The organism is Arthrobacter sp. Alg241-R88 (genome assembly GCF_900537115.1).
GTDB lineage: Bacteria > Actinomycetota > Actinomycetes > Actinomycetales > Micrococcaceae > Arthrobacter.
In genome coordinates, this window is record NZ_UNRG01000008.1 from 128,210 (window position 1) to 154,922 (window position 26,713).

Below are 26,713 nucleotides of genomic sequence, written 5' to 3' on the forward strand. Positions count from 1 at the left end.
GCTCCTCCCGGATGCTTCCCAAGAGGGCTCGCACCGCGACAATTGTCGAGAAATGTAACCTACCCGGCAGTAGCTCGCCGGGCTGCGGTGACGCGGGTTACAGTCTTGTGGTGACTGAAACAGATCGGTCCAAAGGTTGATGCAACGACGCACACCAAGGGGAGGTCCGGCATATGGCGGGCAGGTTTGAAATACATCGGGTAGGGGACGAGTCGTACCGGCTTAGGCTGACGGACGCGGACGGCAACATCGTTGCCGTTTCACCAAACTTCAAGTCCCTCAACACCTTAATAGAGGGCATCAACGCCATGCGCGAGAATGCGGCCACCGGCATCGTGGTGGATCTCCGCCAGCAGCAGGCCTGACCGGTTGGGACAAAGGAAACCCAGCCGGAGCCAAGGACGCCCGGCTAGTCAATAGCCGGCGAGGCGAACCCAGGCAAGCAGAAGTCAGACACCCATCGGATGGACCCGGCTCCGGTCCCAGGGCACAGCCCACCCGAGCTGTTCAAAGAGTCCGTTCAGGACTATTCCCGTAAACCCCCAAACCACCACACCGTTGACGGTGAACGCGGGGCTGTCGAAAGTACGGCCGGCGCGGTGGACCGTGGCCATGACCCTGTTATCCGGGTCCAGCAGGTCCCGGACCGGGATCCGGAACACCTGGGCGGACTCGGCATAGTCCACCACCCGGACGGGCGACGGCGACCGCCACCACCCGAGCACCGGAGTGACGAGGAAATTGCTGTGCGCAAGGCCGAGCTCCTGAAGAGTGCCCAGGACCTCAACGCCGTCCGAGTCCAGGCCCGTTTCTTCCTCCGCTTCGCGTAAGGCCGCCTGTACCGGCGTTTCCCGGGCGTCAATGCTGCCGCCCGGGAAAGCCACCTGCCCGGGATGTGATCCCAGCGTGTGGGCGCGCTCCAGGAGCAGGACATCAAGGTCTGCCGGTGCCAGTGGCTTCCCGGATACAGCCGGAACATCATCCAGCGCACCGAAGAGCATCAGCACGGCAGCCCTGCGTGCCCGTTTCGCGTCCACGGTGAGGGCTGCCCAGAGGGGGTCAGGGGAGGCAGCCGATCCCGCCTCCGCCCTGCGCGCCAACTCGATCAGGTCCTCGCGGGCGCTCACGGTCTCCTCTTTTGGGATGCCATCCTGATTTCGGCTGCCCTGTGTGTTTCAGCCTGCAGTTGTGCCAGCAGGGCTTCGCTGCCCGGTGCGAGTTCGTACTTCAGCAGCTTGGCCGCCTTAGCGGGATCTGTTTCGCCTAAACCGTAACTGGGGCACCAGTTGGCGACAGGGCACGCCCCGCACGCCGGCTTCCGGGAATGGCATACCCGCCGCCCGTGGAACACCACCCGGTGGGACAGCATGGTCCAGTCCCGCTTCTCGAAAAGCTCGGCAACGTCATACTCGATCTGGACCGGGTCCTCCGACTGGGTCCAGCCGAAGCGGCGGGCGAGGCGGCCAAAGTGGGTGTCAACCGTGATGCCGGGGATTCCGAAGGCGTTGCCCAGCACCACGTTGGCAGTCTTGCGCCCCACGCCTGGCAATGTCACCAGGTCCTCCAGCCGCCCGGGGACAACGCCGTTGTACTCGTCCACCAACCTGGTGCACAGGGCGATGAGGCTCCGCGTCTTCGCCCGGAAGAACCCGGTGGGCTTGATGATGTCCTCGATCGCTGCCGGATCCGCCTCGGCCATGGAGCGGGGGTCCGGATAGCGGTCGAACAGCAGCGGGGTGATCTGGTTGACGGTGACGTCGGTGGTTTGCGCTGACAGAACGGTGGCCACCAGCAGTTCAAAGGGGTTGCGGAAATCGAGCTCCGCATGGGCGTAGGGGTATTTCTCGGCCAAAGCCCTGTTGATGCGCCTCGCCCGTCGCTTCAGCCCAAGCAGGGACTCCTGGGATACCACAGGCATGCCCGTAGCCTGGGCGGCGGGTGCTGCCGCTCCGCCGGCCTTGGAAGCCCGGGGTGAGGCCATGCGTTAGCCGCGCTCGATATTGCTGAGGTCGCGCAGCACGCCCAGCCGCCCGTCGGTGTGCTGGACGAGGAACTCATGCCCGCGGTCCTCGAGGGCAAGCACCCAGCCGCCCGGCTCAATGACGAAGGCCGGCGCCCCGGTGCGGGGATCGAAGGCGGTCCGGTGCTGGGCCACAGCAAACCAAAAAGCCTCGTGGATGGGCTGTTCCTCTGATTCCTCCGGCCGGCTGGCCGGGTCCACTGTTGCCCCGATTGGCTCCTCGGCCCGGACCTGCTGATGCACGGCCGTCGCTGCGGGCGGCTCCCAGGAACTCCGGGCCGCAGAGCCGGCGGGGGCATCGCCGTCGTGATGCGCCATGGTGGCTCCGCCGCCCCTCACGGGCACATCTCCGAACTGCGTCTCCTCGGCGGCGGGCGCAGGGGCGGGGCGTACGACGTCGGCTGCCTGGGTTGGCGGGCCGGCATCACCTTCCGGAGCACGGTCGGAAACTTCAGGGGCGGTGGAAACGGTGCCGTTTGCTGCTGGCCCGCCGGCCGCAGTAACGCCGGCGGCGGGGACAGCAGCCGTGGCGGGTGAATGGGATGCAGCTGCCGAAGGAACCGCGGCTGTCGCCGGCGGCTGGTGGGAGGCTCCGGTCTGGACTGCGGAAGATCCGGCCCCGGCACCGCCAAACAGCTTGCCGCCGGCAGCGCCCAGCAACTTCCCGACCCCCGGCTGGGAAGCGGAAGCGGATTCCGGGCCGCGGGAGTCTGCCGCGCCGGACTCGGTCTTCGGCGGTTTGGGCGCCCGCGGCTTCCGTACGGGAACGGCAGCTTCACGGGCCACCACATGCGCGGGGCTTTCCGCACGGTCCTGGAAATCCGGGGAGATGTACGGAAGGAACCGGCCCAGGACGGTCACGGCGAAAAGCACTACGGCGCCAATCAGGCCCACCATGAGGCTGGGAACGTAGGCCCCTGCGACGGACAGGAAGAAGAAGGCGACGGCGAACGAAGCCACCACGGACGCGAACTGGTCGATGGACAGCGAACCGATCCTGATCTTCGTACCCGGTGCCAGCCTCCGCGCGGCGAAGAGTGCGCTCACCGCCAATGGCAGGACGATCCCCAGCCCCAGGAAGAAGAGGTTGTTCAGGTTCCAGAGGTTGTAGCGGCCGCCGAACAAGGGAAGCAGCGAAGCGACAAACAGGATGACGGTGGCGGCAAACACGGCCAGGTCCCGGATGGTGAACGGACCGAGCACGGCCTCGGTGCCATTCCGGCCCTTGGCTCCGGTAGCGGCCTGCCGGTCTGCACCGGCGGCCGAAGCGGTGGCGGCCCCTGAGCCTGCCGCTGTATCGGGGCCGGTTTTCTGGCCGAAGCTCTGCTGGTTCATTCTGTTCTCCTTAGCGTGGCGGCACCGGGGCTGTGGCCCGAAACCGTGCCGTCGTACAGCGGTTCCGTCGTTCCCAAGCTCTTGCCGAGCCCGGGAAGGACGGTCCGCGGTGAAGTCACAATCCCATCTCAGCCTAGTCAACAGCCTTACTGATCACTAGCTGGCCATGCCGCCGGGCGGCCGCCGGGGACTGCGCGTGGAACCATTCATCGCTTAATAAATGCCGTTCGCGGGCTGGTCTGTGACACCGCACACATCCGCTGCCCCCACGCATTAGTCTTGATTCCGGAACAGCTCTTTGCGGAAGATCCGTGACCGGCCGGTGCCCGACGTCGTGCAGGCGGCGGAGCCCGGCCGGCAGCGAATCTCCGCGCAGCAAAGATCGATGAATGATGAGGTTCACATGTCCCAGGACACTCCAAGCTCCACCGCCACCGCGCCCGCAGGCTTCGGGCAGGGCGGCCAGCAGGGCGATGCCTTTGAAAACCTGCTGCACGAAACCAGGGCGTTTCCACCGTCCCCCGAATTCGCTGCTGACGCCGTGGTCACCGCCGCGGAGTATGAAGAAGCTGCCGCTGACCGTCCCGCGTTCTGGGCCCGGCAGGCCCGTGAGTTGCTGACCTGGAGCAAGGACTTTGACCAGGCGCTTGACTGGTCCAACCCGCCGTTCGCGAAGTGGTTCGTGGGCGGGGAAGTCAACGCCGCCTACAACGCCCTGGACCGGCATGTTGAGAACGGACGCGGCGACCGGGTGGCCATCTACTTCGAGGGCGAACCCGGCGACACGCGTACCTACACCTACGCCCAGCTGACTGAAGAGGTGAAGAAGGCAGCCAACGCCTTCGAATCCCTCGGCGTCGTCAAGGGCGACCGCGTTGCCGTGTACCTGCCGATGATTCCCGAAGCCGTCATCACGCTGCTCGCCTGCGCCCGCATCGGCGCCGTGCACTCCGTGGTGTTCGGCGGCTTCTCCGCCGACGCGCTGCGCTCCCGCATCGAGGACGCCGAGGCCAAACTCGTGGTGACCGCGGACGGCACCTACCGCCGCGGCAAGCCCAGCGCCTTGAAGACTGCGGTGGATGAGGCTCTTGCCAATGACGGCCACACGGTGCAAAACGTGGTGGTGGTCAAGCGCAACGGCCAGGACGTGGACTGGCACGAGGGCCGGGACCACTGGTGGGCCGACACCGTCGAGGCGGCCTCCACCGAGCACACCGCGGTGGGCCACGACTCCGAACACCCGCTGTTCATCCTCTACACCTCCGGCACCACCGGCAGGCCCAAGGGCATCCTGCACACCACCGGCGGATACCTCACCCAGACCGCCTACACGCACAAGGCAGTATTCGACCTGCACCCCGACACCGATGTGTACTGGTGCACGGCCGACGTCGGCTGGGTCACCGGCCACTCCTACGTCGCCTACGCCCCGCTCATCAACGGTGCCACCCAAGTGATGTACGAGGGCACTCCGGATTCACCGCACCAGGGCCGCTGGTGGGAGATCGTGGAGAAGTACAAGGTCTCCATCCTCTACACCGCCCCCACAGCCATCCGGACGTTCATGAAGTGGGGCAGGGAAATCCCGGACAAGTACGACCTGTCCTCCCTCCGCGTCCTCGGTTCCGTGGGCGAACCCATCAACCCCGAGGCCTGGATGTGGTACCGGAAGGTCATCGGCGGGGACCGCACGCCCATTGTGGATACCTGGTGGCAGACCGAAACTGGTGCGCAGATGATCGCCCCGCTGCCCGGAGTCACGGCAACCAAGCCCGGCTCGGCGCAGGTCCCGCTGCCCGGCATCGCCGTGGATGTGGTGGACGAGATGGGCGAATCCGTGCCCGACGGACACGGCGGCTTCCTGGTGATCCGCGAACCGTGGCCGGCCATGCTGCGCGGCATCTGGGGCGACCCGGAACGGTTCAAGGACACCTACTGGTCCCGCTTCGAAAACATGTACTTCGCCGGGGACGGCGCCAAGAAGGACGAGGACGGCGACATCTGGCTCCTGGGCCGCGTGGATGACGTCATGAACGTCTCCGGGCACCGGCTCTCCACCACGGAAATCGAATCCGCCCTGGTATCCCACCCCGCCGTGGCTGAAGCCGCCGTCGTGGGTGCAGCGGACGAGACCACCGGTCAGGCCGTCGTCGCGTTCGTTATCCTCCGCGGCGACGCGGTGGATTCCGGCGATGACACCGTCCAGGAACTCCGCAACCACGTTGGCAAGGAGATCGGTCCCATCGCCAAGCCCAAGGCCATCCTGGTGGTCCCGGAACTGCCCAAGACCCGGTCCGGCAAAATCATGCGCCGCCTGCTCAAGGACGTCGCAGAAGGCCGCGACCCAGGCGACGCCACCACCCTCTCGGACCCGACAATCATGCAGCAGATCGCGGCCTCACTCAGGAAGTAAGTGGGCTCAGGAGTGGCAGTCATCCTCCGCGTGCTGGCGCGTTCCTCGCCTCTGACGCACGCTTCCGGATAACTGCCACTCCTTCGTCGTGGTGCGCCCTAGACTGGACCCAGCCCCGCCCCCTGCCCGAAGGAACCGCCCAGATGCTCGCCGTCGCACGTCACCAGGCTATTTTGGACGCTCTTCAGCGGGAGCGGGTTGTCCGGGTCTCGGATCTGGCCCACCAGCTGGGGGTGTCCCTCATGACAGTGCGGCGCGACATTGAAGTGTTGGAGGAAGGCGGCCGCCTCGAGCGTATCCACGGCGGCGCCAAGATTCCGGGCGACACCAGTACCCATGAGCCCGGCTTCGACCTCAAGTCCACCCAGCTGACGGACGAGAAACGGGCCATTGCAGTGGAGGCTGCCGGGCTGGTGCAGGAAGGCATGGCCGTGGGCCTCAGTGCGGGAACCACCACCTGGGCGTTGGCCAAGGAACTCACGAACGGGCCCCGGATCACTGTTGTCACCAACTCGGTGCGCATCGCCGACCTGTTCCATCACGGCGCGTCCGCCGGTTCCGCCCGCTTCGCCTCCACGGTGATCCTGATCGGCGGCGAGCGCACGCCGTCGGACGCCTTGGTGGGCCCCATCGCCACAGCCGCGCTGAAGCAACTGCACCTGGACGTGCTGTTCCTCGGCGTTCACGGCATGGATGCCGCAGCCGGGTTCACCACACCGAACCTGCTGGAAGCCGAGACGGACCGCGCCTTCGTGGCAGCCGCACGGAAGACCGTAGTGCTGGCCGACCACACCAAATGGGGACTGCTGGGCATCAGTTCCATCGCCTCGCTGGAGGAAGTGGACGAGGTCATCAGCGATCCCGGCCTTGGTGCCGAGGCGCAGCGCATCCTCCAGGAGCGGGTGGGCCGGCTGCGGCTGGCCGCCCTCCGGTAGCACGCCCCTTCAGTAGCACGCCCGTTCAGTAGCAGCCGCTACGTGCAGCCGCAGGATTGCCTGACATGCAGGGTAGTGTCGAAAATCCGGTGCCGGGGTTTCTCCCCACGGCTGGCTCCCACCAGCGCCGCTACCGCTGCTTCCGCCATCACGGCAACCGGCTGTTCCACCGTGGTCAGCGGAGGCCATGAGTATTCGGACTCGGCGGAACCGTCAAAGGATGCCACGGCAATATCCCGCGGAACGTCCAATCCTGCTTCATGGACCGCCCGCAGAAGGCCGATTGCCTGCATATCTGAGGTGGCGAAAATTGCTGTGGGCCGGTTCACCGACGCCAGCAGCCGCTGGCCGGCAACATAACCGCCGGGCCGGGTAAATGCGCTGTAGACAATCGGCCCCTCCGGCAAGCCGGCTTCCTGCAAGGCTTCCCGCCAGCCCACCTCCCGGCCGTCGGTGGTGCCCGAAACGTTGGTACCCATGGCGAGGCCGATGTTTTTGTGTCCATGGCCAATCAGGTGCTCCACGGCGATCCGGGCGCCGGCTGCCAGATCCACGCCAATGCTGTTGAAGCCGGGCGCATCCCGTTCCTGGTTCAGCAGGACCGAAGGGATGTCTGCCGTTTCCAGGACCTCCAGGTCGGGTTCAAAAAGGACACTGGCCAGCAGCACGCCGTCCACCTGCCGGGCGGCAAGGTTACGGATGTTACGCCGCTCCTTCGCCAGGTTTCCGTCGGAGTTGCTGAGCACCAGGGCGTACCCCAGGGCTGCCGCAGCATCCTCCACGGCGTGGGAGAACAGCGAAAAGAAGGGGTTGGAGATATCCGGCACCACGAGCCCCAGCGTCTCACTGGAGCCCAGCTTCAGCGCGCGTGCCGCCGCGTTGGGGCGGTAGCCCAGGACGCGGATGGCGTCCTGGACCTTGGCTTCAGTGGCCGGTGCCACCTTCTTGGGCCCGCCGTTAACAACGTAGCTGACGACGGCGGTGCTGACGCCTGCGTATCTCGCCACGTCCTTGCGGGTCACCGGGCCGCCTCGGGCAGCCTGCACGGCCGGAGTAGTCATGCTGTCCATGTTAGGTACAGGTACCCGGCGCATCGCCGAAGTCACGGATGGGAAGCCGTGCGCCGCCTTGGAGGGCAGACTGGTGGGCCACGATCCCCGGGAGGGTAAAGCGGGCGGCCACCCAGGCGTTTACGGGAGGAAGAGTGCCGTTGTTGACGGCGGTCACGAAGTCGTCCACGAGGAAGTGGTGGCTTCCTTCATGGCCGTTCGGTGCGCCGCGGAACTCCTCCGGAAGCCGCTCGGGATCATGAACCGGGGCCAGGCCGGAAACGAAGGCGTCCCTTAGTTCAGCTGCCACATTGGCCAGGGAAGGGTCGTCCAAGGGCATGCTGGGATGGGTTTCCAGCTGCTCCGAAATGTCGTGGACGTTCACCTTGTCCTGCCAGACGGCGACTTTCGCCAGCTGTTCGAAGCTTCCCTCGGTTCCGAAGAACCGGAACCGGGATTCGCGGATGTGTGAGGGGTAGCCCACACGGCGCATTTCGTTGGTGCGCATCACGCCGCCGTCGTTCAGTTCAAACAATGCCGTGGCGTTGGAGAAGTCGTTGCCAAACATGCTGACGTCCCTGTCGAAGACACCGTCATTGCGGTCATCCTTGACCCCGACGCAGCTGACGCTGACAGCATGGGCGGGAAACGCACCCAGGACTCCGCCCACGGCATGGGTGGGATACAACATGGGCGGGTAGCTGGCGGTTTCCTTCCAGCGGTCACCTCCGCTGTACTGGTACGCCTCGTAGAAACCCAGGTCCATGTCGTGGACGTAATCGCCCTCGGTATAGAAGATCCTGCCGAACTTTCCGTCGGCATGCTGCTTTCGCGCATATACCGTGGCGGGGTTGTAATAACTGGTCTCCCCCATCATGTACACCAGGCCGGTGTCCCGGACAGCTTCGATGATGCGGGCAATTTCCTCCTCGGAGATTGCCATGGGAACGGCCGAGTAGACGTGCTTTCCGGCCCGCAGCGCCTGCTCCACCAGGGGCCCGTGGGTCCATCGCTGAGTGAAGATGGCCACGGCGTCGACGTCGGAGGCAAGCAGGTCCTCAAAGCTCGCCTTTGACCCGGCCAGGTGATAGCGGTCCACTGTCTCCGTGGCGCGTTCCGGCACGTCGTCCACCACATGCACGGCGCCAACACCTGGGTGCAGATTGAAGAGGTGGGCGAACTGGCTGCCGAATTGGCCGGCGCCTACTACACCGATTGAGAACGTCATTGTCTGCCTTTCCGTGGAGGTAAGGAGGGGCGCCGGGCAAGCGCTGTCCCTCAAGACGCCAGTGTGGCAGGACAATCTACTCGAGTCAACAGCGCAATCGAATGGATGACAGTAGTCGCAGGGTATAAAGAAAAAGTTCTTGCCACCCCCTTTCTACTCGTGTAGATTCTTTTCCAGTTGTTACCCCCATCACAGTCAGGAAAGGGTCGAAGATGACCACCCTTGCCAAACACTCGAGATCCGCTTCGCCCGCTTCGGCGTCCTCCCCGAAGCCGCAGGGCAGCCACCGCCGTTTCGGAGACCTTAAGATCGCACTGCTTTTCATTGCCCCGGCAATGATCGGGTTCATTGTTTTCTACGTCGTGCCGACCATCCGGGGTCTCTACCTCAGCTTCACGGAGTACAGCATCCTCGGTGAACCGGAATGGATCGGCCTGGACAACTACACGGCGATCGCCAAGGACCCGCTGTTTTGGAATTCCCTGGCTGTCACCGGGCAGTACGTCTTCATCAACATCATCGTCCAGACTGCCTTGGCCCTGGGCCTGGCCCTGCTGATGCACAAGGTGGCGAAGTCCACCCTTATCCGCGGCGCCCTCCTGCTGCCCTGGATGATGTCAAACGTCATCGCAGCACTGCTCTGGTTCTGGATGCTCGACTACCAGATCGGCGTGGTGAACCAGTTCATCGAATGGGCCGGCCTCCCCCGCGTCGCGTTCTTCGGAAGTGAGGAGTGGGCCATCCCCACCCAGGCCCTGATCAACACCTGGCGCCACATGGGCTACACCGCGTTGCTCATCTTCGCCGGCATGCAGGCCATCCCCGGCCACCTCTACGAAGTAGCCAAACTTGACGGTGCTTCGCCGTTCCAGACCTTCCGCAAGATCACAATTCCACTGCTGCGGCCGGTGCTGGTCCTCGTCCTTGTGGTCACGGTCATCGGCTCATTCCAGGTCTTTGACACCGTTTCAGTCACCACGGGCGGCGGGCCGGTTAACGCCACCCGCGTCATCCAGTACTACATCTACCAGCGTGCCTTCACCGAGTCGGACTTCGGCTACGGATCTGCCATCGCCGTCATTCTCTTCCTCATCCTCGCCCTGGTGGCCTTCATCCAGATGAAGTTCCTCAAGGGCAACGAGTCGGACCTGGACTAGGAGCCCCGCATGACCACCACCACCAGCCGCGCACCGCTGCCGGCCGCAACCCGCCGTCGTCGTCCCTTCAACCCCCGCCGCGCAGGTGCCTGGGCCCTCCTGGTCCTCGCGATTGCGGTCTCTGTCCTCCCGTTCCTCTGGGTGCTGCGCACGGCGTTGTCAACGAACTCGGCGCTGGCTTCGAATTCAACAAGCCTGCTTCCCGCGGAATTCACCTTTGGGGCCTTTATGCGGGTGTTCGGGCTGCAGAGCCCGGCCGACGCCGTCGCAGAAGGCGGCTCCGGTGCCGCCATCGATTTCTGGCTCTACCTGCGGAACTCCATTATTTTCTCCTCGATTACCACTGCTGGGGCCGTGTTCTTCAGCGCGATGGCTGCCTATGCCTTTGCCCGCCTTCGCTGGAAGGGCCGCAACGTAGTCTTCAGCCTGTTCCTGGGCACCATGCTGGTCCCGCCGATCTTCACGGCCCTGCCCAACTTCCTGCTGATCAAGAACCTGGACCTGCTCAACACGATGCTCGGCATGGTCCTGCCGTACGTGTTTATGACCCCGTTCGCCATCTTCTTCCTGCGCCAGTTCTTCCTGAACATGTCCCGCGAGGTCGAAGAGGCAGCCATGCTCGACGGCGCCAAGCACCTGCGCATCTTCTTCCAGATCATCCTCCCCAACGCCGCAGCCCCCCTCGCCACGCTCGCACTGCTCACCTTCATCGGCCAGTGGAACGAATACTTCTGGCCCCTGCTGGTCGGTTCCCAGGACGACGTCCGCGTACTCCAGGTGGGGCTGGGCGTCTTCAAGTCACAGTCCCCGCAGGGAGCACCGGACTGGTCCGGCCTGATGGCCGCAACCCTCATCTCGGCCCTGCCGGTACTGATCCTCTTCGCCGCCTTCGGCAAGAAGATCGTCAACTCCATCGGCTTCTCCGGCATCAAATAAGCACCCCGCCCCTCATTACCCCTGTACTCCCCATCCCATTCCCGAACGGAAAGTAGAACCATGAAGAAATCCCTCGGCGCCGTTGCCGTCGCCGCAGCCGTCGCGCTCTCCCTGTCCGCCTGCAGCGGATCCTCCTCCGAAGAAGCCGCCAAGGGCGAAATCAGCTACTGGCTCTGGGACGCCAACCAGCTCCCCGCCTACCAGCAGTGCGCTGAAGATTTCACAAAGGCCAATCCGGATATCACGGTCAAGATCACACAGCGCGGCTGGGACGACTACTGGAGCACCCTCACCAACGGTTTCGTCGGCGGCACCGCCCCCGACGTCTTCACCAACCACCTCGGACGCTACGGCGAACTGGCGGAAAACAAGCAACTGCTGCCCATCGACGACGCTGTCGAAAAGGACAATGTGGACCTGGCCGGCTACAACGAGGGCCTGGCCGATCTCTGGGTGGGCCAGGACGGCAAGCGCTACGGACTGCCCAAGGACTGGGACACCATTGGCCTGTTCTACAACAAGGCGATGCTCGCCGGTGCCGGCATCACCGAGGACCAGATGAAGGATCTGACCTGGAACCCGCAGGACGGCGGCAGCTACGAAAAGGTCATCGCGCACCTCACCGTGGACAAGAGCGGCAAGCGCGGCGACGAGCCCGGCTTCGACAAGAACAACGTTGAGGTCTACGGCCTGGGCCTGAACGGCGGCGGCGACTCCTCCGGCCAGACCGAATGGAGCTACCTCACCAACACCACCGGCTGGTCCCACACGGACAAGAACCCGTGGGGCACCCAGTACAACTACGACGACCCCAAATTCCAGGCGAGCATGGACTGGTTCGCCGGGCTTGCTGACAAGGGTTACATGCCCAAGCTGGAGACCACCGTTGGTGCGGCCATGGCGGACACCTTCGCGGCCGGCAAGTCCGCCATCAACGCCCACGGCTCCTGGATGATCGGCCAGTACACCGGCTATAAGGGCATCGAAGTCGGCATCGCCCCCACCCCGGTGGGCCCGGAAGGCGAACGCGCGTCAATGTTCAACGGCCTGGCTGATTCCATCTGGGCCGGCACCGAGAAGAAGGACGCAGCCATCAAGTGGGTGGAGTACCTCGCCTCGGCTGGCTGCCAGGACGTCGTAGCTTCCAAGGCAGTAGTCTTCCCCGCCCTCAAGACGTCCTCGGACAAGGCCGCGGAAGCCTTCAAGGCCAAGGGTGTGGACGTCACCGCGTTCACCGAGCACGTCAAGAACAAGACCACGTTCCTCTACCCCATCACGGACAACACCGCCAAGGTCAAGGGCATCATGGAGCCGGCCATGGACGCCGTCGTCTCCGGCAAGGCACCCGCCAGCTCCCTAACCCAGGCCAACGAACAGGTCAACGCCCTCTTCAAGTAGGCCTTGCCCCACAGCGTGGCTGCGTATGTGGTCGCAGCCACCGCACTGGATGCCGCCGTCTCCTCCTCGCGGCGGCGGCATCCGGCCAACCCTTCCCTCTGAGCTACCCGTTCCGCGTCACCGGACGCACCCCTTGAGCACCGAAAGAGATCCTATGGACCCCCTCCACCTCCGTTCCGCCGGCACCAGCCTGGTGATCAGTTTCGACAGCGGGGAGGCCGAGATCATCCACTGGGGCGCGGATCTTGGCAGCACCCTGCCGGACCTTGCCATCCTGGGCGAGCCGGTCCCCCACTCCGCCATTGACGTCACCGTCCCCGCCGGCCTGCTGCCGCAGGCGTCCTCCAGCTGGCGCGGCCGTCCGGGCCTCCGCGGCCACCGCATTGCCGACGGCGTCTCCGGACTCGACTTCTCCCCTCGTCTACGGGCGGTGGCAGCGCGCACCGAGGGCAACACGGCCGTCATCAGCCAGGCTGATCCGGAGGCCGGGCTCTCCGTCGAATCGACCCTGGCACTGCACGACGGCGGCCTGCTGGAGCTGCGGCACACCGTCACCAATGACGGCACCACCCCTTACCAGCTGGACGAACTGGCGACGGTCCTCCCGGTGGCCCCGGACGCCGTCGAACTCCTTGACCTGACGGGCCGCTGGTGCCGGGAAAACCACCCGCAGCGCCGGGCCATCCAGCAGGGCACCTGGGTGCGGACCGGCCGCCACGGGCGCACCGGGCACGATTCGTCCCTCCTGCTGGCCGCCGGCACTGCCGGCTTCGGCAACCGCCACGGCAAAGTCTGGGCCACCCACCTGGCGTGGAGTGGAAACCACGAGCAGTTCACCGACACCCTTGGCGACGGCCGCACCATGATCGGCGGATCGGAACTCCTGGGACCGGCCGAGGTCATCCTCGAACCGCAGGGCACGTACACCACGCCCTCCCTGTTTGCCGCCTACTCCGACCGCGGCCTGGACGGCATCAGCGAAGCCTTCTACAGCTGGTTCCGGTCCCGCCCCCACCACGTCCTCCCCTCTGCCGGCGGCGGCAAGCCGCGCCCGGTGGTGCTGAACACCTGGGAAGCCGTCTACTTCGACCACAACCTGTCCACGCTGATCGAGCTCGCAGACTCAGCCGCGGAGCTCGGCGTCGAACGCTTTGTCCTCGACGACGGCTGGTTCCGCGGGCGCCGCGACGACCACGCCGGCCTGGGCGACTGGTACGTGGACGAGTCCCTGTGGCCCAACGGTCTGACTCCACTGATCGACGCCGTTACGTTGCGGGGCATGGAATTCGGCCTGTGGGTGGAGCCCGAAATGGTCAACCTCGATTCCGACGTTGCACGTGCGCACCCCGAGTGGATCGTGGGCCCGGCAGCCCTCTCCCACAAGGACGGCGGGCGCCTGCCGCTGGAGTGGCGGAACCAGCACATCATCAACCTGGTCAACCCCGAAGCCTGGCAGTACATCTATGACCGCATTGATGCCCTCCTGACCGAAAACAACATCAGTTACCTCAAATGGGACCAGAACCGGGACCTCCTGGAGCATGGCCACGCCGGACGCTCGTCCGTGCACGAGCAGACCCTTGCCGCCTACCGCCTGTTTGACGAGCTGAAGAAGTCGCATCCCGGCGTCGAAATTGAAAGCTGCTCCTCCGGCGGCGCCCGCGTGGACCTCGGAATTTTGGAACGGACGGACCGGATCTGGGCCTCGGACTGCAACGACGCCCTGGAGCGGCAGAGCATCCAGCGCTGGACCGGGCTGGTGGTTCCGCCGGAGCTGGTGGGCGGGCACATCGGCCCCACCACCTCGCACACCACAGCCCGCACGCATGACCTGTCCTTCCGTGCCATTACGGCCCTCTTCGGGCACTTCGGCATGGAGTGGGACGTCCGGCAGGTTGCCGGTGCCGAGCGGGAGGACCTCAAACGGTTCATCGCGCTGTTCAAGGAACACCGGGACCTCATCCACAGCGGACGGATGGTCCGCGCTGACGTGCCGGACGAGTCACTGATGCTGCACGGTGCGGTCGCCCCAGAGTCGCCCCAGACAGGCACGACGGCGGCACTGTTCGCCCTGGTCAGCACACGCACCGCTTTCGCCGAGCAGCCCGGCAAGGTCACCATCCCCGGCCTTGAGCCGGACCGGACCTATCGGATGGAGGCCATCTCCCCGGTTCCCGGTGACAGCGACTACGGGCACACCTTCACGCAGGTCCAGCCCCCGGCCTGGCTGGCCGACGGGGCAGTGGCGAACGGCCGTTTCCTCGCCGAGGTGGGCGTGCCCATGCCCATCCTCAACCCCGAGCACGCACTGCTGCTTCGTTTCACGGCGCTGTAGTCCCCACGGGCCACATGAAGGCTGCCCCGGCGTTCCCCGTTCTTCTAAGCTGCGGGGAACGCCGGGGCGGTCTTCGTCGCTGACGGGAGCCGTAAGAATGCGCGGCAGCCCCGCCCAGGCGATAGATTTGCACGCATGACCGAACCCTCTTCATCAACCAGCCGTGGCACCATCCTGGTAATCAACGGGCCCAACCTGAACCTGCTGGGCACCCGCGAACCCGAGAAGTACGGCACGTCCACCCTGGCTGACGTGGAGGAACTAGCCGCCCGGACTGCCGAGGCGCACGGGTTCGTGACCGAGTCTGTTCAGTCAAACCACGAGGGCGTCCTGCTGGACACGATCCACGCCGCCCGTGGAAACGCCGTCGGCATTGTCCTCAACGCCGGCGCGTTCACGCACACGTCCGTTGCGCTGCGGGATGCCCTTGCCGCCGTGCAGCTGCCGGCGGTTGAGGTACACATCACCAATGTGCACCAGCGCGAAGAATTCAGGCATCACTCGTTCCTGTCGCCGGTGTGCTCCGCGGTGATCGTGGGCGCAGGCGTATTCGGTTACAAACTGGCCATCGACTACCTGGCTGAGGTCCTCTAGGTTTCCGCTGCGGCCCGTTCCGGAGGCGCTGCTGCTTCTGGAGGGGCTGCTACTTCTGGATGCACTGCCCCGAGGAAACGGGGGCATTCAACGACGGCGCCTGCGCTGCGACCGGGTTGAGGTAGTCCATGGTGATGGCGAATCCCATCTCTGCGTCCGACGTCGCCTTGGCGAAGATCACTCCCGCCACCTGGCCGTCGGTGGTCAGCAGGGGTCCGCCGGAGTTGCCCGGCTGGACGTTTCCAGCAAGCCGGTAGATCTCTTCCGGCGAGGGGTTGCTGCCGTAGATGTCCGGCACCAGCACCGTGGTGATGTCCTGGACGGTGGCGGGCCGGGACTGGAAGGGGCCGCCATGCGGGTAACCCGCGAACGCGGCCGGGCTGCCACTGGGCAGGTCCGCGCTCAGCGCCAGCGGCTGGGCAGGCAGGTCATCGACCGCCAGCACCGCGAGATCGCGCCGGGTATCAAAGTAGACCACCCGGCCGGGCATCGCGCCGCCGTCGTGCATCTCCACGACGGGCTGCGACACGCCCGCCACTACGTGCGCATTCGTTACCACCCTGTCTTCGGAAACAACGAAGCCGGTACCGGTCTGGTTCTGGCCGCACTGGTATGCCGTGCCGGCAATTCTCAGGACTGATTGTGCCGCCCTGTTCAGGGCCGGGGTGTCGGTACTGGCGTTCGGCACAGGCACTGTCGGGCCCTGGTCCAGGCCCTCAATCAAAGTGGGAATGCCGTTGCCGATGACTGTTGAGCGCAACTGGGCCATGGTGGCTTTTAACGGGTCCGGCGTCAGGCCGTCGATGAAACGGATAACCCTGGAGTCGGCCAGCTGCTGGGAAACGAAGGGCACGCCAAGGGAGCTGACACTGAAGGCCAGCATGGACATCACCAGCGCGGAGACCACCACGTTGACGGCGCCGCCCACCAGCCGGTCAACGGCCCGGAGGGGCCGAATCCGCACCGCGCCGCGGACTTGGCGGCCGATCATGGTTCCGAGGCCGTGCCCCAGAACCACGAGAGCGACGGCGGCGGCCACAATGGCGGTGAGCCTCCACCCGGAGTCCTCAACGAAGCCGCTCACAAGGGGGACCGCGAAGAAGGCTGCCACGGCTCCTGCAGCGAATCCGGCAATACCGCCAACTGTTACAAGGAAGCCGTTGCGCAGACCGTAGATCAGGTAGGACAGCAGCGCCAGGATCAGGACCAGGTCCAGGACAGTCAAGCCGACCACTAAGGCTCCTTATCAACAGTTGAAACCTCATTCTAGTGGCGTACGCTGACAATCTTCTGTGGGTTCCCTTCGCCCTCGGCACCCGCCGCTCGGGCGTTTTGGCTGCCAAGTTCGTCACAGAACCTTGAAAATTCTGAAACAATGGCACAAGCGCCACAGCCGACACTTTTATTCAGGAGATTTTATGGACATCGAGGTACTGCGCCGAGCACCCCTTTTCGCCACGCTCGACGACGACGCATTCCGTCTGCTGACGGACGAGCTGACCGAGGTGGACCTTTCCCGCGGTGCTTCGGTTTTCCGTGAGGGCGACCAGGGCGACCAGCTCTACTTCATCGTTTCCGGCAAGGTGAAGCTTGGGCGTACCTCCCCCGACGGACGCGAGTCCCTCCTTGCCATCCTCGGCCCGGGTGAACTCTTCGGTGAGATGGCCCTGTTTGATCCCAGCCCGCGCACGGCCACGGCAACCGCGGTCTCCGAAACCCGCCTGGCGGGGTTGAAGAACGAAAGCCTGAACAACCTGCTGCGCACCCGCCCCGAGGTTTCCGCACAGCTCCTGCAGGCTCTCGCCCGCCGGCTGCGCCGCACCAACGATTCCCTGTCTGACCTGGTGTTCTCCGACGTTCCCGGCCGCGTCGCCAAGGCCCTCCTGGACCTCGCGGACCGCTTCGGCCGCCCCGCTACCGACGGCGTCCTGGTGGCCCATGAGCTCACCCAGGAAGAACTGGCCCAGCTCGTTGGGGCTTCCCGCGAGACCGTCAACAAGGCCCTGGCCGAATTCGTCCAGCGCGGCTGGCTGCGCCTCGAAGCCCGCGCCGTCGTCATCCTGGACATGCAGCGCCTCCGCCAGCGCTCCCGCTAGTACCAGCAGCACAAAGGCCGCCCCAAGGGGCGGCCTTTTGCGTTTAGTGAGAGAGCGTCGGCTCAAAACCCGCGGAAAGTGAGAGAGCGTTGGCCAAAAACCCGCGGAAAGTGAGAGAGCGTCCGCGCAGAACACGCGGAAAGTGAGAGAGCGTTGGGACCTGCGTGGGCAGCCGTGCAGCGAAATCAACCACGGCTCCCCGGGCCTGAACCGCGGTAAAATTAGGCCTAGAGGTGCTTGGCGATGTCCGTGGCTATGGCTGTTGTTTTGATCCTGTTGGGCTTGGCTTCCCTTGCCGCGGTGATCGGCACGGTGGTCCTGGTGATCAAGGACGGCCGGGGCCAGATTCCCCTGGAACCGCCTGTTCGGCCTTGGACTGCAGGGAATCTTCCGAGCCGCCCGTACTCCACGCTCCGCCGAATTTAGCGTTCGCGCTGGGGGTCCCCCGCGACGGTTTTCGCAGCTTCCACTTCGAGCAGCAGCCTGCCCTCTTCTTCCACAAGCCGCGGCTGGTACACATGCGCTTTGCGTTTATAGCTGAGGTACGCAATGCAGCCGTTGGCAGCCGCCATCTTTTCGAGCATGATCTCGGACCCGGGCACCAGGAGCTCGCCGAGGGTGCGGCCCACGGTGTTTTCCTGGCCCACCTCGTCGCCGAGGGCTGTGGTGTCACGTTTGGCGATGAGATCGGCAGCGTTCACCCACCTGCCCCACACACCCTTGCCTTCCAGCAGTGTGGGCTGCTGGTTCAGGGGCACGGTGGCGGCGAAGTAGCGGGTATCGAACCTGCGGTGGGCGAAGTCGGGGCTGCGCCAGTTCACGAGGGACTTCAGCAGGTCGGTCCGGACAGACAGCCCGCGCTTGGCCAGAACCTCCGGGAAGGTCTTTTCCTGTTCGGCAACGGCAAGGCGGGCGCGCATGAATTCCGGCGTGGACGTGGCCTCGACGGTACTCGCCATGTCGGCGCCGGCAAGCAGCACGCCGGTTTCCTCAAAAAGTTCCCGGATGGCGCCCACCACGTGGCGCCGCGCCAGCCCGACGTCGTCCGTTCCCATCTGCTCAGCCCAATGCTGGGGCGAGGGGCCCAGCCAGCCGACCGGATCGTCGTCGGCCGCGTCCAGGGAACCGCCGGGGAACGCGAGGACCCCCAGCGGCGAGGAACCGGGCCGGTAGGCCAGCCAGGTTTCCAGGCCGGTGGGGGAATCACGCAGCAGGACAACGGATGAAGCGAGGCGCGCGGCCCGCGGGGTCCGTTCGCCGTGTTCGAGCCAGCTCTGCGCTGCCCCTTCAAGATCCTGGGGAAGTGCAAACAGGCGTCGGGCGAGCTGAGGCAAAGGAAGGACCGGTCCTAGCTGAATTCGGCGATCAGTTCGACCTCTACCGGAGAGTCGAGCGGCAGTACAGAAACCCCGACGGCGGAACGTGCGTGCTGGCCAGCGTCACCCAGTACGCGGCCCAGCAGTTCCGACGCACCGTTGATCACGCCGGGCTGTCCCGTAAAGGAGGGGTCGGATGAGACGAAACCCACAACCTTGACGATGCGCGTGATCCGGTCCAGGTCTCCGATGACGCTCTTGACGGCGGCCAGGGCGTTGACGGCGCAGATCGCGGCGAACCGCTGTGCGTCCTCAGGGGAAACCGTGGGCTCATCCGCAAAGCCTTCGGTGCCGACGGAAACCTTTCCCGTGGCTTCGAGCTTGCCGTTGACGAAAGGCAGCTGGCCGGAGGTGTACACGTGGTTGCCGGAAATCACTGCCGGGACGTAGGAGGCGACCGGCGCGGCAACCTCAGGAAGTGAGATTCCCAACTCGGCAAGGCGCTGCTCAACAGCTGAGATGGGTGCGGCAGCGGTGCCGGACGGGGCTTCTGCGGAGGCGCTCATGCTACTGCTTCTCCCGCTTCAGGTAGGCAACCAGGCCGTTTCCGTCGGGTCCGGGGACTACCTGGACGAGCTCCCAGCCGTCGTCTCCCCACTGGTCCAAAATCTGCTTTGTGGCGTGAATAATGAGCGGAATCGTGGCGTACTCCCATTTGGTCATGAGAGAAAGACTAGTCCTTGCCGGTAAAGTGGAAAACATGGCGACTCGTAAGAACCCATTATTCGACACTGCCACCACCCTCGGAAAGATCCTAGTCTTCCTTGGCGTGAGTGCAATTTGCGGTGTCCTGGTAGCAGGCCTGCTGGTCCCCGCGGCAGCCGTTTCAGGCAGCGCAGCCAGCGGTTCGATCGAGTTCTTCGACACCCTTCCGGCAGAGCTGAAGGTCGATCCGCCCAACCAGACCACCCGGATCCTCGCAGCGGACGGCAGCGAGATCGCCAGCGTCTACAAGGAGAACCGTACCAAGGTTGCCTTGGACCAGATTTCGCCGTTCGTGAAGGAAGCTGTCATCGCAGTCGAGGACAGCCGTTTTTATGACCACGGCGGCGTGGACACCACGGGTATCCTGCGTGCCCTGGTCAGCACTGCCCGCGGTAACCGGCAGGGTGCCTCCACCATCACGCAGCAGTATGTGAACAACGTCCTCAACTCCAATCTGGCCGCCGAAGGCCGGGACGAGGACATCAAGCTCAATGGCGTCAACAAGGGTGTGGGCGACAAACTGCGTGAGATGAAGCTGGCCATCGCTCTGGAAAAGGAGTTCAGCAAGGAGCAAATCCTTGAGGGCTACCTGAACATTGTCTTCTTCAACCGCGACGCGTACGGCATCGAAGCCGCATCCCGCTTCTTCTTCAGCACCTCCGCCAAGGACCTCACGCTCCCCCAGGCCGCGCTGCTGGCCGGCCTGGTTAACAGCCCGTCCGCGTTCGACCCCATCAGCAACCCGGAGAACGCCAAGCAGCGCCGCGACCTGGTTCTGAGCCTGATGCTCAACCAGGGCAAAATCACCCAGGCTGACCACGATGCCGCCGTCGCCACTCCGGTGGAGACCAAGGTGACGCAGCCGAAGCAGGGCTGTGCCTACGCTTCAACCGCCCCGTACTTCTGTGACTATGTCCTCCATTTGTTGGAGAACAACCCGGCCTACGGAGCGGATCTTGCCGAGCGGCAACGCCTTATTTACGGCGGTGGCCTGACCATCACCACCACGCTGGATCCGAATGCACAGGCAGCGGCGCAGGAGCAGGTCAACGCCTCTGCCGGCGCCAACCCGGACAAGTGGGGTGCCGCAATGGTTTCCGTGCAGCCCAACACCGGCAAGATTGTCTCGATGGCCCAGAACACCACGTTCCTGCCGGCCGAAGGGTCCTTCGACTCGCAGGTGAACTTCAACGTGGACAAGCTGGACAAGGACGGCAACGACCTTAACGGCCTGGGCGGTGCCCAGCCCGGCTCCACCATGAAGCCGTTTACGTTCGCCCAGTGGCTCAATGAGGGCAAGTCCATGAACACCGTGGTGAACGCAGCCCAGCGCCGCTACCCGCTTAACTTCCCGTGGCGCAACACCTGTGGCCAGGTCACCGGTGCGTACAACACCGCGCAGAAGGCACTCGGCGCTGCCGATGACCTGCAGAACGCCGAACCCCAGTGGTACCGGCCCCTGTCCGTCCTGGAGGGCCTGTACAACTCCATTAACACCGTGACCTTCGCGTCCGCGGCCCAGCTGGACTTCTGCGGAATCCAGAAGATCGTTGACGCCGTAGGACTGCACGGCGGCCTTCCGGCTGACGGCGAGCCGAACCCGAAGATCAACATGTCAACGCTGGGCAACCTGCTGGGTTCCACGCAGACCGCCCCGCTGACCATGGCCAGTGCCTTCGCGACGTTCGCCAATGACGGAAAGTACTGCGAGGCCATCGCCGTCACCTCCGTCACGGACCAGACCGGCGCTCAGCTTCCCGCCCAGTCAACCAACTGCCGGGACGCGCTCAAGCCGGAAGTAGCCCGCGGCGTCAATTACGCACTGCAGGAAACGCTGAACCGCGGCTCGGGCTCGCTGATCCAGCCCAGGATCTCCACCCGTACCAGCTTCCCGATCGGCGCCAAGACCGGTACGTCCAACAACAACGGCTCCACCTGGGTTGTTGGCCACACCACCGGCCTGGCAACCGCCGCCTGGTTCGGTGACGCGCTCGGCGCCCAGGACCGCGCCGGCCAGAACATCACGGTCAACGGCAAGTTCTACCAGGGGATCGACGGTTATATGATCGCCGGGCCGATGTTCTCCAACTTCATGTCCCGGATCGCGCCTGCCTACGGTACGGAGCCCTTCCCCGCGCCGCCCAGCAACCTGCTGAACGGCGGTGGCGGCGGCACCAATACGCGGACTCCCGCAACCACCGCGCCGAGGGCCACCCAGGCGCCGGCAGCCCCGGCTCCAGCGCCCGCGCCCGAGCCCGAGCCAAGCAGCAACGGCAACGGGAACGGCAACGGGAACAACAGCGGGAACAATGACGACTAGCCGGATGTTCCCAACCAGTGCATTGGCCAGCCGCGCCCGAACCATCGGGCGCGGCTTTGCCGTCACCGCCGCAGCCGGGACCGCGGCAGGTATGGCCGCTTTCGGATATGGCCTGTGGGAGAAGAACCAGTTTGTCCTCCGCGAAGAATCGCTGGACATCCTGCCGCCCGGGCAGGCACCGTTCCGCGTCCTGCACCTGAGCGACATCCATTTTGTCCCGGGCCAGAAAAAGAAGGCTGCCTGGCTGGAGTCCCTGGCCGGTCTTGAGCCGGACCTGGTAGTCAATACCGGCGACAACCTCAGTCACGCGAAAGCTGTGGACCCGCTCCTGCAGGCTCTCCGCCCCCTCATGGAGTTCCCCGGCGTTTTTGTCCCCGGCTCCAATGACTACTTCGCGCCGAGTTTGAAAAACCCGGCTTCCTACCTGCTGGGACCCTCCAAGGCCAAGCCCAAACCCACTGCGCTGGACTGGCCGCGGCTGCGTTCGGGCTTCGGCATGAGCGGCTGGGTGGACCTGACCAACCGCCACCAGTCGGTGGTTCTTAAAGGGATCCGCTTCGACTTTTCGGGCGTGGACGATCCCCACTTGAACCGCGAACGCTACGCGGGATGGCCCCGGGGCACCATCAACCAGAACGCCACCCCCCACTTAAAGGTCGCCGTCATCCACGCTCCCTACCAGCGCGTGTTGGACCACTTCACCGAGGACGGCGCCGACCTCCTGCTCGCAGGCCACACCCACGGCGGCCAGTTGTGCCTTCCCGGCTACGGCGCGCTCGTGTCCAACTGCGACCTCCCCACGTGGCGGGCCAAGGGGCTTAATGACTGGCAAAGCAACGGCAGTACGACGCCGGTCAACGTCTCCGGCGGCATCGGCACCTCCCGCTTCGCCCCGGTCCGCATCGCATGCAGGCCGGAAGCAGTCCTGCTCACCCTCACCTCGCCCAACTGACTCCGCTGCGCGATCACATCCCGCTTCCAAAGCAGTTTTGCAACGGGGAACGATGGCCCAACGGGATGGCTTAGGCGCCGAAAGCATTGCGAAAAGCAATAACTGGCCCAGCTTCGAATGCGGTCCGGAAGCCTGTGAATCGGCTCACGCCATGGCATAGGGTAGTTGCTACGGGAAACTACATTCGTTTTAGAGCTTGAGAAGCGGGCATGGCCAAGCAAACTCCATTTTTTCGATCCATCAGCCGTCTCTACCCCCACGTCAGGCCGATCATCCCCCGGCTTCTCCTGGGACTTCTGTGCGCACTTCTGGCCAGCGTTGTTGCCCTGGCCATCCCCCAGGTCCTCCGGGTGCTGATCAACGAATCACTTGGGCCGGGGGGAACCACGCAAGCGGTGTGGATCTCGGCCAGCCTCATTCTTGTGCTCGGTGTGGCTGAGGCCGGGCTGGTGGCTCTCCGCCGGCAGTTCGTTATCAATCCGGCCACGTCCGTGGAGACCCGGATGCGGATTTCGCTGTATGACCACCTGCAGGACCTGACGGTCTCGTTCCATGACCGGTGGGGATCCGGCCAGCTCCTCTCCCGCGCCATGACGGACCTGAACTTCCTGCGCCGCTGGATGGCCTTCGGCGCCATCATGCTGGTGGTCACCACCCTCACGGTGATCATCGGCATTGGCGTGATGTTCGCCATGAGCTGGCAACTGGCCCTCATCTTCCTGGCGGCCGCCGTGCCCATCATGGCCTACAGTTTCCGGTTTCGAACCCGCTTCAGCAGGGTCGCCCGGCGCAGCCAGGACCAGGCGGGCGACCTCGCCACCACCGTGGAGGAATCCGTCCACGGCATCCGCGTCCTCAAGGCCTTTGGCCGCAGCCGGGAAGCCCTCGAAAACTTCGAGGAACAAGCCGAGGAACTGCGCCAGACGGAGATCGATAAGGCACGCCAGCAGGCAAAATTCACCATGGTGGTCACCCTGCTGCCGGAGCTCGCCCTGGGCGCCGGACTCGTTGTGGGCGTGATGCTGTGCGCCAGCGGCCAGCTAAGCATTGGTGCGCTGGTGGCCTTCTTTGCCACCGCAGCCGTCATCGCCTCCCCCGTTGAGTTCTCCGGCATGCTGCTGGCCATGGCACTCACCGCCAAAACCGCCGTCGACCGCCACTTCGAAGTGATGGACTCGGTCAACAGCATCACAAGTCCGCCTGAGCCGCGGCTGCCCGTCCACATCGCCGGTGCTCTCCGCTTCAACAACGCCACCTTCGCCTTCGAGGACGCTCCGGACAAGCCAATCCTGAAGGAGATCAACCTCGACCTCCGCCCCGGCGAAACGATGGCCCTGGTGGGAATCACCGGAAGCGGCAAGAGCGCACTGATCCAGCTCGTGCCGCGCCTGTACGACGTCACCGACGGCTCCATCACCATCGACGGCGTGGACCTGCGGGACTTTGACGTGGAGGAGCTCCGCCGCATCGTGGCAGTCGCCTTCGAGGACACCACGCTGTTCTCCAATTCGGTGCGCGACAACGTCCTGCTCGGTGCCCCGCTCCGCACTGATGCCGTCCTCGAGGAGGCCCTGGACGTGGCGCAGGCGCACTTTGCCTACTCCCTGCCCGAAGGCCTGGACACCCTCATCGGCGAGGAAGGCCTCAGCCTCTCCGGCGGGCAGCGGCAGCGCATCGCCCTGGCCCGGGCCATTGCCGCACGCCCGAAAGTGCTGGTGCTGGATGACCCGCTGTCCGCCCTGGACGTCCACACCGAGGAACTCGTGGAAACGCGGCTCCGCGCCGTGCTGAAGGACACCACCACGCTGATCGTGGCGCACCGGCCGTCCACAGTTGCTTTGGCGGACCGGGTGGCGCTGCTGGAGGACGGCCGCATCACCGCCGTCGGAACGCACACGGAACTGCTGGCCGGCAACGACCATTATCGCTACGTCATCGCCAGCCTTGACCAGGAACCACGCGACCTGGACTCCGAGCTGTCGGAGCTCAAAGAAGCGGGTATCCAGGCAGAGGAAGTAACCCGATGAGCACCGCAACGTTTGGCACCGCCAACGAAGACAACGCGCACCTCAGCAAGAGCGACAGCAGGGCTGTACGACGCCGGTCGCTGGCACTGCTGCGCTCCCTCATCCGGTCGGTCCGGCTGCGGTTCTGGCTGACGATAGCCACCGTGGTCCTCTCCCAGGCCGCCCGGGTGGCCGGCCCGGCGCTGATCGCCTTCGGCATCGACCACGCACTGCCCGCCCTGCAGGCCGGAGACAACCTCCCCCTGGTGTTCACCGGCGTCGCGTATTTGTTGGCAGCGATTGCGACGGCGGGACTCACCGCCCTGTACGTGACCTCCACTGCGAAGTTGAGCCAGGCCATGCTGCTGGACCTGCGCCTTCGGGTTTTCCGGCACACCCAGCGGTTGAGCCTTGAGTTCCACGAAAAGTACACGTCCGGCCGAATTATTGCCCGGCAGACCTCAGACCTGGAGGCTCTCCGCGAGCTCCTGGATTCCGGCGTCAGCTCTTTGGCGTCCGGCCTGCTGTTCATGATTTTCACCGCTGTAACGGTGTTTGCCCTGGACTGGCGCAGTGGTTTGCTGGTGCTTGCCGCAGGCGTGCCCATGTACTTCCTGGCCCGCTGGTACCAAAAGCACTCCCAGATCGCCTTCCGGGAGTCGCGGGTGGTGTCTGCCCGGCTGATCGTGCACTTCGTGGAGACGATGACCGGGATCCGGGCAGTGAAGGCCTTCCGCAAGGAACGCGAAAACGCCGAACGTTACGGGAAGCTCGCGGAGGACTACAGGCTGGTTACCGTCCGGTCCATCAACCTCAACGGGATCTTCCAACCGGGGCTGGTGCTAATCGGCAACGTCTGCGTTGCCGTGGTCCTGCTCTTCGGCGGATTCCGTGTCCTCACCGGCGAACTGGCGGTGGGTGTGCTGCTGGCCCTCATCCTTTCCACCAAGAGGTTCTTCCAGCCGGTTGACCAGATGGCGATGTTCTACAACTCCTTCCAGAGTGCCCAGGCAGCGCTGGAAAAGGTGTCCGGCCTCCTGGAGGAAGTCCCAACAGTGCGGCCACCCAAGAATGCTGTCGCCCTGAAGAACGCCAGGGGCTCGATCGACTTCAAGGACGTGGAATTCCGCTACGGCGACGGGCCGGTCATCGTTCCCACGCTGAACCTGCACATCCCTGCGGGCCAGACCGTTGCCCTGGTGGGCCAGACCGGAGCCGGGAAATCCACCCTGGCCAAGCTGATAGCCCGCTTCTACGATGTTTCGTCCGGTTCCCTCACGCTGGACGGGGTGGACCTTCGCAACCTCAGCACCACGGACCTGAGACGGAACATCGTGATGGTCACCCAGGAGGCCTTCCTGTTCAGCGGCTCCGTTGCAGACAACATCGCCCTGGGCCGGCCGGAAGCGTCGCGTGCCGAAATCGAGGAAGCGGCCAAGGCCGTGGGAGCACATGAATTCATTCTTGACCTCCCTGAAGGATATGACACGGACGTCAACAAGCGCGGCGGCCGGGTGTCATCAGGGCAACGCCAGCTCATCAGCTTCGCCCGGGCGTTCCTGGCCCGCCCGGCCGTGTTGATCCTGGACGAGGCAACATCCTCGCTGGACATCCCCTCCGAAAGGCTGGTGCAGAGCGGCTTGGCCCGGCTGCTGGCTGGTACGGATGCTGCCCGCAGGACCGCCCTGATCATTGCCCACCGGTTGTCAACGGTAGAGACGGCGGACCGGGTGCTGGTGGTCCACGACGGCCGCATTGTGGAGGACGGGTCGCCCGCAGATCTGATCGGTGGCGGCGGACGCTTCGCCGACCTGCACGGGGCATGGAAGGACTCCCTGGTCTAACCCCGCCCCGACGG

At 64.9% G+C, this 26,713-nt stretch carries 23 protein-coding genes; 14 read left to right on the forward strand and 9 right to left on the reverse strand.

The annotated features are described in order from the left end of the window. Window positions 1-173: 173 nt before the first annotated feature. Entirely contained in the window at window positions 174-365 is a 192-nt protein-coding gene (locus G6R19_RS16330) for a DUF1508 domain-containing protein (protein ID WP_163166864.1), read from the forward strand. Window positions 366-449: 84 nt separating this feature from the next. On the opposite strand, the gene G6R19_RS16335 is transcribed toward G6R19_RS16330, so the two are convergent. From G6R19_RS16335 to G6R19_RS16345, 3 genes are all read right to left on the reverse strand, one after another. Next, on the reverse strand, window positions 450-1,127 hold the full coding sequence (locus tag G6R19_RS16335) for a CoA pyrophosphatase (protein WP_163166866.1): 678 nt from the start codon (window positions 1,125-1,127) through the stop codon (window positions 450-452). Continuing rightward, a complete protein-coding gene (gene nth, locus G6R19_RS16340; protein ID WP_163166939.1) occupies window positions 1,124-1,918 on the reverse strand; it encodes an endonuclease III in 795 nt (264 codons plus the stop codon). The genes G6R19_RS16335 and nth overlap by 4 nt, the downstream gene beginning before the upstream one ends. 66 nt (window positions 1,919-1,984) lie before the next feature. Further along, window positions 1,985-3,355: a hypothetical protein gene (locus G6R19_RS16345; protein ID WP_163166868.1), complete on the reverse strand. Its 1,371-nt coding sequence runs from the start codon at window positions 3,353-3,355 to the stop codon at window positions 1,985-1,987. Window positions 3,356-3,758: 403 nt separating this feature from the next. Between G6R19_RS16345 and acs the strand changes: the two genes are divergently transcribed. Together acs and G6R19_RS16355 are read left to right on the forward strand one after the other, a co-directional pair. Continuing rightward, complete coding sequence (gene acs, locus G6R19_RS16350) at window positions 3,759-5,768, forward strand: acetate--CoA ligase (RefSeq protein ID WP_163166941.1); 2,010 nt, start codon at window positions 3,759-3,761, stop codon at window positions 5,766-5,768. A 143-nt stretch (window positions 5,769-5,911) separates the two neighbouring features. Then, the gene (locus tag G6R19_RS16355) at window positions 5,912-6,703 is read left to right on the forward strand and encodes a DeoR/GlpR family DNA-binding transcription regulator (RefSeq protein ID WP_163166870.1); all 792 of its coding nucleotides are present in this window, start codon (window positions 5,912-5,914) and stop codon (window positions 6,701-6,703) included. A gap of 38 nt (window positions 6,704-6,741) precedes the next feature. On the opposite strand, the gene G6R19_RS16360 is transcribed toward G6R19_RS16355, so the two are convergent. Both G6R19_RS16360 and G6R19_RS16365 read right to left on the reverse strand, forming a co-directional pair. Further along, on the reverse strand, window positions 6,742-7,764 hold the full coding sequence (locus G6R19_RS16360) for a LacI family DNA-binding transcriptional regulator (protein WP_163166872.1): 1,023 nt from the start codon (window positions 7,762-7,764) through the stop codon (window positions 6,742-6,744). Between the two features lie 10 nt (window positions 7,765-7,774). Next, complete coding sequence (locus G6R19_RS16365) at window positions 7,775-8,980, reverse strand: Gfo/Idh/MocA family oxidoreductase (protein WP_163166874.1); 1,206 nt, start codon at window positions 8,978-8,980, stop codon at window positions 7,775-7,777. A 212-nt stretch (window positions 8,981-9,192) separates the two neighbouring features. Between G6R19_RS16365 and G6R19_RS16370 the strand changes: the two genes are divergently transcribed. The 5 genes from G6R19_RS16370 to aroQ all read left to right on the forward strand — a co-directional run bounded on the left by G6R19_RS16370 (window position 9,193) and on the right by aroQ (window position 15,400). Further along, complete coding sequence (locus tag G6R19_RS16370) at window positions 9,193-10,137, forward strand: sugar ABC transporter permease (protein ID WP_163166876.1); 945 nt, start codon at window positions 9,193-9,195, stop codon at window positions 10,135-10,137. A 9-nt stretch (window positions 10,138-10,146) separates the two neighbouring features. Next, window positions 10,147-11,073 (forward strand): carbohydrate ABC transporter permease, encoded by a 927-nt coding sequence (locus G6R19_RS16375; protein WP_163166878.1) that lies wholly within the window; start codon window positions 10,147-10,149, stop codon window positions 11,071-11,073. A gap of 60 nt (window positions 11,074-11,133) precedes the next feature. Then, the gene (locus G6R19_RS16380) at window positions 11,134-12,471 is read left to right on the forward strand and encodes a sugar ABC transporter substrate-binding protein (RefSeq protein ID WP_163166880.1); all 1,338 of its coding nucleotides are present in this window, start codon (window positions 11,134-11,136) and stop codon (window positions 12,469-12,471) included. Between the two features lie 154 nt (window positions 12,472-12,625). Further along, window positions 12,626-14,806 carry an alpha-galactosidase gene (locus tag G6R19_RS16385; protein WP_163166882.1) on the forward strand — a complete coding sequence of 727 codons (2,181 nt, stop codon included), beginning with the start codon at window positions 12,626-12,628 and terminating at the stop codon, window positions 14,804-14,806. A 135-nt stretch (window positions 14,807-14,941) separates the two neighbouring features. Then, complete coding sequence (gene aroQ, locus G6R19_RS16390) at window positions 14,942-15,400, forward strand: type II 3-dehydroquinate dehydratase (RefSeq protein WP_163166884.1); 459 nt, start codon at window positions 14,942-14,944, stop codon at window positions 15,398-15,400. A gap of 49 nt (window positions 15,401-15,449) precedes the next feature. Here the strand turns inward: aroQ and G6R19_RS16395 are convergent, their stop codons facing one another. Next, window positions 15,450-16,634 carry a MarP family serine protease gene (locus tag G6R19_RS16395; protein WP_163166886.1) on the reverse strand — a complete coding sequence of 395 codons (1,185 nt, stop codon included), beginning with the start codon at window positions 16,632-16,634 and terminating at the stop codon, window positions 15,450-15,452. A gap of 184 nt (window positions 16,635-16,818) precedes the next feature. Here G6R19_RS16395 and G6R19_RS16400 point away from each other — a divergent pair, with 184 nt between their 5' ends. Together G6R19_RS16400 and G6R19_RS16405 are read left to right on the forward strand one after the other, a co-directional pair. Continuing rightward, window positions 16,819-17,496, forward strand: a complete 678-nt coding sequence (locus tag G6R19_RS16400) for a Crp/Fnr family transcriptional regulator (protein WP_009359192.1) — start codon at window positions 16,819-16,821, stop codon at window positions 17,494-17,496. A gap of 243 nt (window positions 17,497-17,739) precedes the next feature. Beyond that, the gene (locus tag G6R19_RS16405; RefSeq protein WP_240341920.1) at window positions 17,740-17,922 is read left to right on the forward strand and encodes a hypothetical protein; all 183 of its coding nucleotides are present in this window, start codon (window positions 17,740-17,742) and stop codon (window positions 17,920-17,922) included. Here the strand turns inward: G6R19_RS16405 and G6R19_RS16410 are convergent. The 3 genes from G6R19_RS16410 to G6R19_RS16420 are packed head-to-tail and all read right to left on the reverse strand — an operon-like array spanning window position 17,919 to window position 19,535. Next, window positions 17,919-18,830 carry an NUDIX hydrolase gene (locus tag G6R19_RS16410; RefSeq protein WP_163166890.1) on the reverse strand — a complete coding sequence of 304 codons (912 nt, stop codon included), beginning with the start codon at window positions 18,828-18,830 and terminating at the stop codon, window positions 17,919-17,921. The genes G6R19_RS16405 and G6R19_RS16410 overlap by 4 nt on opposite strands. Before the next feature lie 14 nt (window positions 18,831-18,844). Continuing rightward, on the reverse strand, window positions 18,845-19,378 hold the full coding sequence (locus G6R19_RS16415) for a RidA family protein (RefSeq protein ID WP_163166892.1): 534 nt from the start codon (window positions 19,376-19,378) through the stop codon (window positions 18,845-18,847). Window position 19,379: 1 nt separating this feature from the next. Beyond that, window positions 19,380-19,535, reverse strand: a complete 156-nt coding sequence (locus tag G6R19_RS16420) for a DUF4177 domain-containing protein (RefSeq protein WP_003797879.1) — start codon at window positions 19,533-19,535, stop codon at window positions 19,380-19,382. 37 nt (window positions 19,536-19,572) lie between these two features. On the opposite strand from G6R19_RS16420, the gene G6R19_RS16425 reads away from it, so the two are divergent. The 4 genes from G6R19_RS16425 (at window position 19,573) to G6R19_RS16440 (ending at window position 26,699) form a co-directional block, all read left to right on the forward strand. Beyond that, window positions 19,573-21,897, forward strand: coding sequence for a transglycosylase domain-containing protein (locus G6R19_RS16425; RefSeq protein WP_163166894.1), 2,325 nt, complete (start codon window positions 19,573-19,575; stop codon window positions 21,895-21,897). Between the two features lie 4 nt (window positions 21,898-21,901). After that, on the forward strand, window positions 21,902-22,849 hold the full coding sequence (locus G6R19_RS16430) for a metallophosphoesterase (RefSeq protein ID WP_163166896.1): 948 nt from the start codon (window positions 21,902-21,904) through the stop codon (window positions 22,847-22,849). 209 nt (window positions 22,850-23,058) lie between these two features. Next, window positions 23,059-24,876: an ABC transporter ATP-binding protein gene (locus tag G6R19_RS16435; RefSeq protein WP_163166898.1), complete on the forward strand. Its 1,818-nt coding sequence runs from the start codon at window positions 23,059-23,061 to the stop codon at window positions 24,874-24,876. After that, window positions 24,873-26,699: an ABC transporter ATP-binding protein gene (locus G6R19_RS16440; RefSeq protein WP_163166900.1), complete on the forward strand. Its 1,827-nt coding sequence runs from the start codon at window positions 24,873-24,875 to the stop codon at window positions 26,697-26,699. Before G6R19_RS16435 ends, G6R19_RS16440 begins: the two co-directional genes overlap by 4 nt. Window positions 26,700-26,713 lie beyond the last annotated feature (14 nt).

Coding starts and splice junctions, on each gene's coding strand:
- G6R19_RS16330 (WP_163166864.1), top strand. CDS start 174: ATGGCGGGCAGGTTTGAAATACATCGGGTAGGGGACGAGTCGTACCGG.
- nth (WP_163166939.1), bottom strand. CDS start 1,918: ATGCCTGTGGTATCCCAGGAGTCCCTGCTTGGGCTGAAGCGACGGGCG.
- G6R19_RS16345 (WP_163166868.1), bottom strand. CDS start 3,355: ATGAACCAGCAGAGCTTCGGCCAGAAAACCGGCCCCGATACAGCGGCA.
- acs (WP_163166941.1), top strand. CDS start 3,759: ATGTCCCAGGACACTCCAAGCTCCACCGCCACCGCGCCCGCAGGCTTC.
- G6R19_RS16355 (WP_163166870.1), top strand. CDS start 5,912: ATGCTCGCCGTCGCACGTCACCAGGCTATTTTGGACGCTCTTCAGCGG.
- G6R19_RS16360 (WP_163166872.1), bottom strand. CDS start 7,764: ATGACTACTCCGGCCGTGCAGGCTGCCCGAGGCGGCCCGGTGACCCGC.
- G6R19_RS16365 (WP_163166874.1), bottom strand. CDS start 8,980: ATGACGTTCTCAATCGGTGTAGTAGGCGCCGGCCAATTCGGCAGCCAG.
- G6R19_RS16370 (WP_163166876.1), top strand. CDS start 9,193: ATGACCACCCTTGCCAAACACTCGAGATCCGCTTCGCCCGCTTCGGCG.
- G6R19_RS16375 (WP_163166878.1), top strand. CDS start 10,147: ATGACCACCACCACCAGCCGCGCACCGCTGCCGGCCGCAACCCGCCGT.
- G6R19_RS16380 (WP_163166880.1), top strand. CDS start 11,134: ATGAAGAAATCCCTCGGCGCCGTTGCCGTCGCCGCAGCCGTCGCGCTC.
- G6R19_RS16385 (WP_163166882.1), top strand. CDS start 12,626: ATGGACCCCCTCCACCTCCGTTCCGCCGGCACCAGCCTGGTGATCAGT.
- aroQ (WP_163166884.1), top strand. CDS start 14,942: ATGACCGAACCCTCTTCATCAACCAGCCGTGGCACCATCCTGGTAATC.
- G6R19_RS16400 (WP_009359192.1), top strand. CDS start 16,819: ATGGACATCGAGGTACTGCGCCGAGCACCCCTTTTCGCCACGCTCGAC.
- G6R19_RS16405 (WP_240341920.1), top strand. CDS start 17,740: ATGTCCGTGGCTATGGCTGTTGTTTTGATCCTGTTGGGCTTGGCTTCC.
- G6R19_RS16415 (WP_163166892.1), bottom strand. CDS start 19,378: ATGAGCGCCTCCGCAGAAGCCCCGTCCGGCACCGCTGCCGCACCCATC.
- G6R19_RS16420 (WP_003797879.1), bottom strand. CDS start 19,535: ATGACCAAATGGGAGTACGCCACGATTCCGCTCATTATTCACGCCACA.
- G6R19_RS16425 (WP_163166894.1), top strand. CDS start 19,573: ATGGCGACTCGTAAGAACCCATTATTCGACACTGCCACCACCCTCGGA.
- G6R19_RS16430 (WP_163166896.1), top strand. CDS start 21,902: ATGTTCCCAACCAGTGCATTGGCCAGCCGCGCCCGAACCATCGGGCGC.
- G6R19_RS16435 (WP_163166898.1), top strand. CDS start 23,059: ATGGCCAAGCAAACTCCATTTTTTCGATCCATCAGCCGTCTCTACCCC.
- G6R19_RS16440 (WP_163166900.1), top strand. CDS start 24,873: ATGAGCACCGCAACGTTTGGCACCGCCAACGAAGACAACGCGCACCTC.